6 protein-coding genes are annotated in these 8433 nt (G+C 57.6%); 4 read left to right on the top strand and 2 right to left on the bottom strand.

Annotated features, from left to right (window positions below; genetic code table 11):
- Nucleotides 1–474: 474 nt before the first annotated feature.
- A complete protein-coding gene (locus tag ACF8AM_RS02655; RefSeq protein ID WP_392554150.1) occupies nt 475–1461 on the bottom strand; it encodes an efflux RND transporter periplasmic adaptor subunit in 987 nt (328 codons plus the stop codon).
- A gap of 88 nt (nt 1462–1549) precedes the next feature.
- On the opposite strand from ACF8AM_RS02655, the gene ACF8AM_RS02650 reads away from it, so the two are divergent.
- Nucleotides 1550–1912, top strand: a complete 363-nt coding sequence (locus tag ACF8AM_RS02650) for a hypothetical protein (protein WP_392554149.1) — start codon at nt 1550–1552, stop codon at nt 1910–1912.
- Here ACF8AM_RS02650 and pyrE read toward each other — a convergent pair whose 3' ends face one another.
- Nucleotides 1913–2494 carry an orotate phosphoribosyltransferase gene (gene pyrE, locus ACF8AM_RS02645; RefSeq protein ID WP_392554148.1) on the bottom strand — a complete coding sequence of 194 codons (582 nt, stop codon included), beginning with the start codon at nt 2492–2494 and terminating at the stop codon, nt 1913–1915.
- 204 nt (nt 2495–2698) lie between these two features.
- Between pyrE and ACF8AM_RS02640 the strand changes: the two genes are divergently transcribed.
- The 3 genes from ACF8AM_RS02640 (at nt 2699) to ACF8AM_RS02630 (ending at nt 8362) form a co-directional block, all read left to right on the top strand.
- Nucleotides 2699–4645: a hypothetical protein gene (locus ACF8AM_RS02640; protein WP_392554147.1), complete on the top strand. Its 1947-nt coding sequence runs from the start codon at nt 2699–2701 to the stop codon at nt 4643–4645.
- A 185-nt stretch (nt 4646–4830) separates the two neighbouring features.
- Complete coding sequence (locus ACF8AM_RS02635) at nt 4831–7233, top strand: heavy metal translocating P-type ATPase (protein ID WP_392554146.1); 2403 nt, start codon at nt 4831–4833, stop codon at nt 7231–7233.
- Between the two features lie 187 nt (nt 7234–7420).
- A complete protein-coding gene (locus tag ACF8AM_RS02630) occupies nt 7421–8362 on the top strand; it encodes a hypothetical protein (RefSeq protein ID WP_392554145.1) in 942 nt (313 codons plus the stop codon).
- Nucleotides 8363–8433 lie beyond the last annotated feature (71 nt).

The following is an 8433-nucleotide window of genomic DNA, read 5'->3' as shown; positions in this document are numbered from 1 at the left end:
CGCGCTCTAACCAACTGAGCTACACGCCCGTCAGGCCCACGGGGCCTGATGGTTTCCGCCTCGCTTTCGTGAGGCGGGTCGGAAGTTTAGGAAGTTTTGAACGGTTGTCAAACGCACTTTGGCGATGTTTTTGATCAATTTCTCCATTTCCGTGAGCGTTTTTTTCGTCTTCGTGGGCAGGAAGTCTTGAATCAACCGGGGCAGCATCTTCACCAAGCTGAACATCGACAACGAAGTCGACCTGTACAAAATGCTGTTGGCAGCCGAAGTCAACCTGGACGTCGGACCTGCCGCTCTGATCCCGCCGGCTCCTTGAGCCAATGACTTTTCCTCATCAAGCGGAACACTCTGTGTAACCGCGTTGATGACTGGGTTTACCAGCGTTGATGACTCAGCTTATCAACATTGACGACTCTGGAATCTGGCGTTCTCGAAACGCCACTGGAAACGCTCTCACCGATTCGTCCAACCAGCTCACTCAGCCAGCAATTCGGACGGATCGCCCGCTGGTAAAATCCGCAGCGTTCCGCGGACGCCGGGCCGCACCTTCTGGTCTGGATTCCGCAAGCTCGCCCACATTCGAACTTGCGAGTTCACCGGGTGAACCTCCAGCGACACAAACGTCACTTCGCCCCGCAGCGTGACTGTTTTGTCTCGCCCTTCCTCTGACTCGGTCCACTCAAATTCGACCGCACGTCCTTGAAGCTCCGGCCCGTGCTCTCGCCCGTCCACAAAACCGCTGACGCGAATTGGATCCAGCGAAATCAATCGCAACAACGGCTGGCCCGCTTCCACCCATTCGCCTGGACTGACAGTCAACTCCGCCACGCTTCCTGCGACAGGTGATTCCAGGCGATGTTCCGCCACTCGCAATTCCGCCAGCTTGGACAGCGACCGTTTTTCATTCGCATTGGCCTCGGCAATCTCCGCTTCCTTCTGAGCCTGTTCGATCGACAGTCCCGCTTGATCGATCACTAATTGCAACCGATCGATCTCCGTCGCGGTCACACTGTTTTGATAGCGTCGATTCGCATCCAGGCTCTGTTCCAACTCACGCACTCGAACTTCACGAGTGCGTTCGGCATAGCGACGATCCACGTCACTGGTTGACTGCAGTTCCGCAGCCTTCGCGGCCGCACTTGCCGCGGCCAGTTCCGCTCTCGCGTGGCGGTCGTCCAACTGCACCAACCAATCGCCCGAGGACACCCGCTGGCCTTCGACCACGCTGAGCGACCGCACCTTTCCCGCGATCGGCGCCGCGAGGACGAGATCCGTGACCAATGTCGCCTGAGCCCCTTCGATCACGATCGGTTCGCGACCAGGCTCGTCTGCAAACAACGTCGAGGACATGCAGAAAACTGCTACGCCCCATGCGGCCACCACCGGCGACAGCGCCGAACGAATCCGGGTGAAAAGTCCTTGCGAATCGACGACGGCAGGACGGGCGTCTGAAGCCAACATCAGGCAACACTCCGACAAATTGTTTTGAGAGGATCAAACCAATCCGCCAGTTTAATTCGAACCATCCCGGCCGTTGGATCGGCCCCAAATGACTCGGTCCACACCGCGGCCCGTTTCCACAACCAGCCCGGAACGGGATTTGTTACGATGCTCGCCTTCGATCACTCAACCTGACGCGATCGATGAAGGCAAACGAACGTCTCGCTTCCTCTTGAACTCTGCTCCGGAAACACTCGTGCAACAAGTCAAACTCTTCAAAGGCGTGGACTCAGAGCTTCCCGAACTGGAACGCCAAATCAATCGCTGGATTCGCAAAAGCGGCGCTCGCGTTCTATCCATCAACGGCAACTTGGCCCCGGCACCGGCGGCTGGCACCGGTCCAATGAACTCGTTTGCCGCCGGCGATGTGTTGATCATCGTGCACGTCGAGATTGACGTTCCCGCTGGTTGATCAGGGTTCCAAGCCAAAGTCACGAATCGTGGTCAGCGTTTTCAGCTCCAATCCCTTCTCGGCGAATGCCTCGGCACCTCCCGCCAAACGATCGATGATTGCGAGCACGTACTGGACTTCCAGCCCGAACGCCTCGACCGCTTCGACCGCTTTCAAAGCACTGCCGCCGCTGGTGATCACGTCTTCCACGATCACGACTTTCTGACCGGGAGTCACAGGGCCTTCGACTTGCTGGCCCATGCCGTGCCCCTTGGGTTCTTTGCGAACCATGAAGCCTTTCAGGTCGACGTCGTCACCACCAGCGAGCGTGACAATCGAGGCGGTGATCGGATCAGCACCAATCGCCATGCCACCCACGGCGGCGGGCATCACGCCGGATTCCTTTGCGTTTTCCAGCACCACGTCCAACATCGCTCGACCGATCAAACCGGCTCCCTTGGGATGCAAGGTCACGCGGCGGCAGTCCAGGTAATAATTCGCTTTCTTGCCGCTTGCCAGCGTGAATTCGCCACGCTGCAAAGCTTCGGCTTCCATCAAGGCGATCAGAGGGGCAAGGTCACGATTGGCCGAATCAGACGACATCCAAGTATTCTCCAACGGGAAATTGAGCGGTTCAATCGGAACGAATACCACAATCAATGCGATTCAGACACCCGCCGCAACCGATCCAACCGTTCAATCAAACAATGGATCGTTTCGCGATGCCAACCGGGGCCTTGCGTGTCGCCAACACCAGCTAGAATACCCACTCCACTCAACCCGCACATTCTCTCGACCGCGTACTCCATGCTTTCCTCCGTTCTTCCTGTTTCAGTTCGTTTCGCAGTGGCGATCGCCTTGATGGGTGCTTCGGTTTGCCTGAACTCGGCTTCCATTTTCGCGAATGAAACATCCCAGTGGCTGCAGTTGATCGACGAATCCAAGTCAGGATTGGACGCCGAAAAATTGCCTGCGTTGGACTCGACCGAGGCCCAAGTGGTGACGTCGATGCAGGACGCGGAAGCGTTCTTCCAACGCGTGACGGACCAAACCAATTACGACGCGTGGATGCGTTTCTTGGATTTTGAGCCGTTGCGAACAGCCATCGAGAACAACGAGTCGGTCGCCAAGCGAGGCAACGCCGCCCTCGAACTTTCCCAACGTCTGAGCGGCCCCGAAGAAGGCCTCGAGCTTTCGCGTTTGATCGCGCTGCGGTCGTCGTTGGATCAGTACCTCGCCGCGCTGCGTTATGGCGATCCCAAACGTGGGCTCGCACTCTCGGAACGACAACTCGATACGCTCACCAAATTGCTGACCGCTGACGAAGCGTCCGAATCAACACCGCGTTCCCTGACTGATCTCTCAGGCGAAGAAGTCGCGCAGATCGAATCGATCGTCGAATCCCTCGCATCAGCCAATCAAGCAAACGAATTGGTCTCCCGAATCACGGGCCGCTACTCGTCACCCAACCTGCGAGCCTTTGTTGACGGTCGCGTGATCAGCGATGCCATCGTTCGTCCGGTCGACAATCCAGAGCGAGTCAACGATTGCTTGCTCGGCACCCGCATCATCGGCGACGCCCGAGTCGTCGGGAACGTCACCGGCTCGCTGCTACCGTCCGAAGGCAACATCCGTTTGCTCGTTCGTCTCGACGGTCAGTTTTCAACCTCCACCACAGGCTACAACGGGCCGGTCACCCTGCGATCATCCGGTTTCGGGCAAGTCTACGCGGCTCGCCAATTGATCATCACTGAAAAGCGAATTTTCGCGGGTGAGCCAATCGCAACCGCCAGCCTTTCGACTCGGATCAACCAAATCAATCACCCGCTGAAACTCGTTCGCAAAATCGCGTCGAAGAAAGCGGCTGAAATGAAACCCAAAGCCGAAGCGATCTCTCGCCAAAAACTGCACGATCGTGTGCTCGAAAGTTTCCGCCAACAAACCGACGAGGCCTCGTCGCGCACCTTCCCCGACCTCGATGCCAAGATGAGCCCCTGGCTGCGTCGTCTGGATTTGCCGACCCCCGTTCGCTCACTCGCTTCGACCACCGATGCCGTGCACGTGCGGGCAACCATGCGTCGTCCGTTTGGATTGTCCGCTCCCGGCGATGCCCCTTCGCTAACCACGGTTCGCACGGCGACCTCGCCAGGAACGTACCCGGGCGGATACAGCGCCGCGATCCAGGTGCACGAAAGCATCCTCAACAACACCGTGATGAAGTTGCTGGCCGGTGAAACGTTCACGCCAGAAAAACTGCGAGACCTCACCAGTTCGTTTGGAATCCCGTCGGACAAATCGGATGCCTCGGCCGCCACGGCTGTCGCTGACGACGAACAACCCGAATCGTTTGAAGTCGACTTCTCTGGGTTCCGTCCCGTCTACTTCGAAGCTCGCGATCAAACTCTTCGCATTGGCTTGCGTGGCGACCGCTTTGCGCAAGGCGACCGGGAACTGGACCGACGCCTGGAAGTTTCTGCCGTGTACCATCCAGCGATCACCGAAGATGGCCGAATGATGCTGGTTCGTGACGAAGAAATTGACCTGAAGTTTCCCGGCGGCCGTCGATTGACGCTGTCTCAGACCGCGATCAAAGCCAACATCGAAGAGGGATTTGACAAACTTTTCCCGATGACGCTGTTGCATCGCGAGTGGAACCTGCCGACGACGCTCAAGCTGCCCGCCTTGGCAGGACGCTCCGCCAAAGTCATCGGCGTCGACGCTCGCGACGGTTGGCTCACGATCGTCGTCCGCTAAGCAGGTCGACAGGAATGATCTGTTAGAACCTCACTTAGGCAAGTCTCTTTGAGACTCGCAAATGACAGCGTCTCGGAGGGACGCCGCTACGTGATCAAGCCCACTGGCCCAAGCCCACTGGCCATAGAACAGTCGGAATGAGAATTGCGTAAGCTGCAGGGAAGCCTCCTTCCCAAGCCAAAGCAATGAATCCCACCGAAATCCAAGCCATCGATCCCGTTTGCGGCATGTCGGTGGCTCCTTCAACATCACTCTCTAGCCAACATGAAGGGCGGACCTTCTACTTCTGCTGCGCCGGCTGCCAGATAAAATTCGAGGCCGATCCGGAAGGCGTTCTGCAGGCCCGCGAGCAAACAGAGTCTGCCGCGACCAATCTCGAATCCTCGTGCTGCAGCACCCAACCGACCTGCTGTGGCGGGGCACGTAGCAAGTCTCAAACCAGCGACCAACCCGCCAACCCCGACGCAGTCTACACCTGCCCGATGCACCTGGAGATCGAACAGATCGGCCCAGGAGACTGCCCGATCTGCGGCATGGATCTCGAACCCAAATTCGTCGACCCGTCCTCCAACGCCGATGAAGCCCAATACAACGACATGAAACGCCGGTTTTGGATCGGCGTTGGTTTTTCGGTGCCGTTGTTGATCCTGTCGATGGGGCCGATGACCGGTCGTCCCGTGGATCGCTGGGTTCCCCCAAACATCGAAGGCTGGTTGCAATTCGCTCTCGCAACGCCGGTCGTGTTTTGGTGCGGATGGCCACTCTTGGTCCGAGGTGCGAAATCGTTCCGGACCTGGAACCTCAACATGTTCTCTTTGATCGCGTTGGGGTCACTCGCCGCGTTTGGATTCAGCGTGCTCGCTGTGCTGTTGCCTGACTGGATCCCATCGGCCTTCTACGACGCGGACCGACCACCGCTGTACTTCGAAGCCGCTGCCGTGATCATCACGCTGGTGTTGCTCGGCCAGGTTCTCGAACTACGTGCTCGTCAACAAACCGGCGGAGCCATTCGCGAATTGATGCAGCTCACACCTGATGTCGCTCATCGGATCGATGGCGATGATGAACACGATGTGTCCCTCGACGAAATCCAATCAGGTGATCGCTTGCGAATTCGGCCAGGTGAAAAAATCCCGGTCGATGGCGAAGTCACCACGGGCACGTCCCGAGTCGATGAATCCATGTTGACTGGTGAGCCCGTCCCCGTTGAAAAAACCGAAGGCGACACGCTCACCGGGGGAACGCTCAATCAGTCCGGCTCGCTCGAAATGGCAGCCACTCAGGTTGGAAGCGACACGGTTCTGCACCGAATTGTGCAAATGGTAGCCGACGCACAGCGCAGCCAAGCCCCGATTCAAAAACTGGTTGACCAAGTCGCTCAGTACTTTGTGCCGGCGGTCATCTTCAGTTCGATGCTGGCGTTCATCATTTGGGCAACTGTCGGCCCCGAACCTTCACTTGCCTACGCATTTGTGTCTGCGATCGCCGTGTTGATCATCGCCTGTCCGTGTGCACTGGGGCTGGCGACTCCCATGTCCGTCATGGTGGGCGTAGGACGTGGTGCCAAAGAAGGTGTCTTGATTCGCGACGCAGAAATCCTGGAAATCATGGAAAAGGTCGACACGATCGTGGTCGACAAAACGGCCACACTGACCAAGGGGCGTCCCGCGGTCACCACGGTCGAAACCCAAGGTGACTGGAACGAATCGGATGTTCTGGCGATTGCCACCGCGGTGGAGCAATCCAGCGAGCATCCACTTGGTCGTGCGATCGTCGAACAAGCGGAAGCCTCCGGTGTTCCAAAGCGTGTTGCGAAAGATTTTCAAAGCACCACCGGCAAGGGCGTCGTCGCGAATGTTGAGGGCAAACACGTTGCGATCGGCAACCCAAATTGGCTGGCCGATTTGAATGTGACAGGGCTGGAATCAGTTCGTGATTCAGCGGAGCAGTATCAATCCGACGCCGCCACGGTGGTTCACGTCGCCATCGATCGCTCGCTCGCAGCGATCATTGCGATCAAAGATCCGATCAAAGAAAGCACCCCCGGTGCAATCAAGGCGTTGCACTCGCTGGGGCTGCAAGTTGTGATGCTAACCGGCGACGCTCGATCCACCGCCGAGGCAGTGGCCAAACAACTGGGCATCGATGACTTCCGTGCCAACGTGTCGCCGGAAGCCAAACACGACTTCATTCAACAACTCGAGGAAGAAGGCAAAACGGTCGCGATGTGCGGCGATGGCATCAACGACGCACCGGCCCTGGCCGCTTCCAACGTCGGAATCGCGATGGGCACCGGAACCAGCGTCGCGATGGAATCAGCGGGAGTGACGTTGGTCGGCGGCGATCTACGAGGCGTCGTGGCTGCGAAACAACTGAGCCAAAAAACGATGCGAAACATCCGTCAAAACCTCTTCTTCGCGTTTGTCTACAACGCCTTGGGAATCCCCATCGCCGCTGGCCTGCTGTATCCCTTCTTCGGCATCCTACTCAGCCCCATGATCGCAGCCGCCGCGATGAGTTTCAGCAGCGTCTCCGTGATCGCCAATGCCCTGCGACTCCGCACCATCAATCTCACTTCTGAGGCATAGGCTTCCGATCCAAACCATTGCCCTGAAGGTTGGATTGGATTTTCCGCCGCCACTATCAAAGGACAAAGCCGTGCAAACCGGACTCCATTCTTTCACCCATTCCGAGGAGTTGCATTTCATATCGGAGCTTCAAAAATGGTAGGAGGCGGAACGCATTCCAATCGCAATCTTCTAGTCGAGGCATCCCATGAACAAGCTTGTCCGCGTCGTATTTCTCAGTGGACTCTCTGCTTTCTTGCAGTTCATTCCAACCCTCGCTGCCGACGAAAAACAAGCAGAAACCAAACCCGTTGATGCCGGTGGAGTCCGTCTTCCATGGCACACAACGGACGTGAGATGGCGAGGCTCACGAACCATCGATGACGTCGAAACCATCGGCGTGACCTTCACCGTCGATCGTGACGTGCCTGATACAGTCAACCTGTACATCTCCCCCATGGGCGGGCAATACCTCAACAAAATTGTCTTTTACGGTGGCATCCAATCCAACGTGAATGGCTGGCCCTCGCCAACAGAAGAACGTCGCGTCCATCCCGGCCCCGGAGCCATTTTTTCGCGGTGGGGCGGTGAGCCCGTCAGCATCGATGCGGCGCGTCCCGAAAAAGGCGGCCTGTGCGAGAGCGCAGGTTACGAAGGAGAATTCGTGAGCGTCCGCCAACCTTATCGTTGGAAAGCAGGCACCTACACTTGGGAAATCCGCAAGGAATCCACCGAGGAAATCGAGGGCGAGCCCCACACCTGGTTCGCTTGCTATCTGATCGAACATGGCGGTGAACAAGAGATCCGCGTCGGCGCCCTGCGATTTGAAGGCGAAACATTCTCGTTCAACGGTCACTCTACCTCCTTCGTCGAGATTTACGCGACCGCCAAGATTCCGCGTTCGGAAGTCCCTGAAGTATCCGTCGTGTTTCAACCACCGGTGGTCAATGGTGAGCCATTGCTACCAAGCGCGGTCTCGATCTATCACCCTCGCCAAGGCGACAAAGGCTCCCCATCCCCACCGCTCGGTCGCGCCGAAGCGGTTGACGGCGGCGTGAAGGTCAACCTCTACAACGAAGTCTTGCAAGGCGAAGACGTTCCCCCGAACCGATACAGCCTCGAGGTCCCACTGCGTTCCAAGCAAGACTGACCCAGTTCGCTGGGTCCTGTGGCATCGGCTCGAAAAGTGATCAACTGCGAATACATCGCCAGTCAATTCTC

The organism is Rhodopirellula sp. JB055 (assembly GCF_043100905.1).
GTDB lineage: Bacteria > Planctomycetota > Planctomycetia > Pirellulales > Pirellulaceae > Rhodopirellula.
The sequence above is the reverse complement of the archived record's forward strand: the minus strand, read 5'-3'. Positions and strand labels throughout refer to the sequence as shown.

What these genes read in the sequence shown, in the direction of transcription:
- ACF8AM_RS02655 (WP_392554150.1), bottom strand. Translation starts at nt 1,461, where the DNA reads ATGTTGGCTTCAGACGCCCGTCCTGCCGTCGTCGATTCGCAAGGACTT.
- ACF8AM_RS02640 (WP_392554147.1), top strand. Translation starts at nt 2,699, where the DNA reads ATGCTTTCCTCCGTTCTTCCTGTTTCAGTTCGTTTCGCAGTGGCGATC.
- ACF8AM_RS02635 (WP_392554146.1), top strand. Translation starts at nt 4,831, where the DNA reads ATGAATCCCACCGAAATCCAAGCCATCGATCCCGTTTGCGGCATGTCG.
- ACF8AM_RS02630 (WP_392554145.1), top strand. Translation starts at nt 7,421, where the DNA reads ATGAACAAGCTTGTCCGCGTCGTATTTCTCAGTGGACTCTCTGCTTTC.
- pyrE (WP_392554148.1), bottom strand. Translation starts at nt 2,494, where the DNA reads ATGTCGTCTGATTCGGCCAATCGTGACCTTGCCCCTCTGATCGCCTTG.
- ACF8AM_RS02650 (WP_392554149.1), top strand. Translation starts at nt 1,550, where the DNA reads ATGACTCGGTCCACACCGCGGCCCGTTTCCACAACCAGCCCGGAACGG.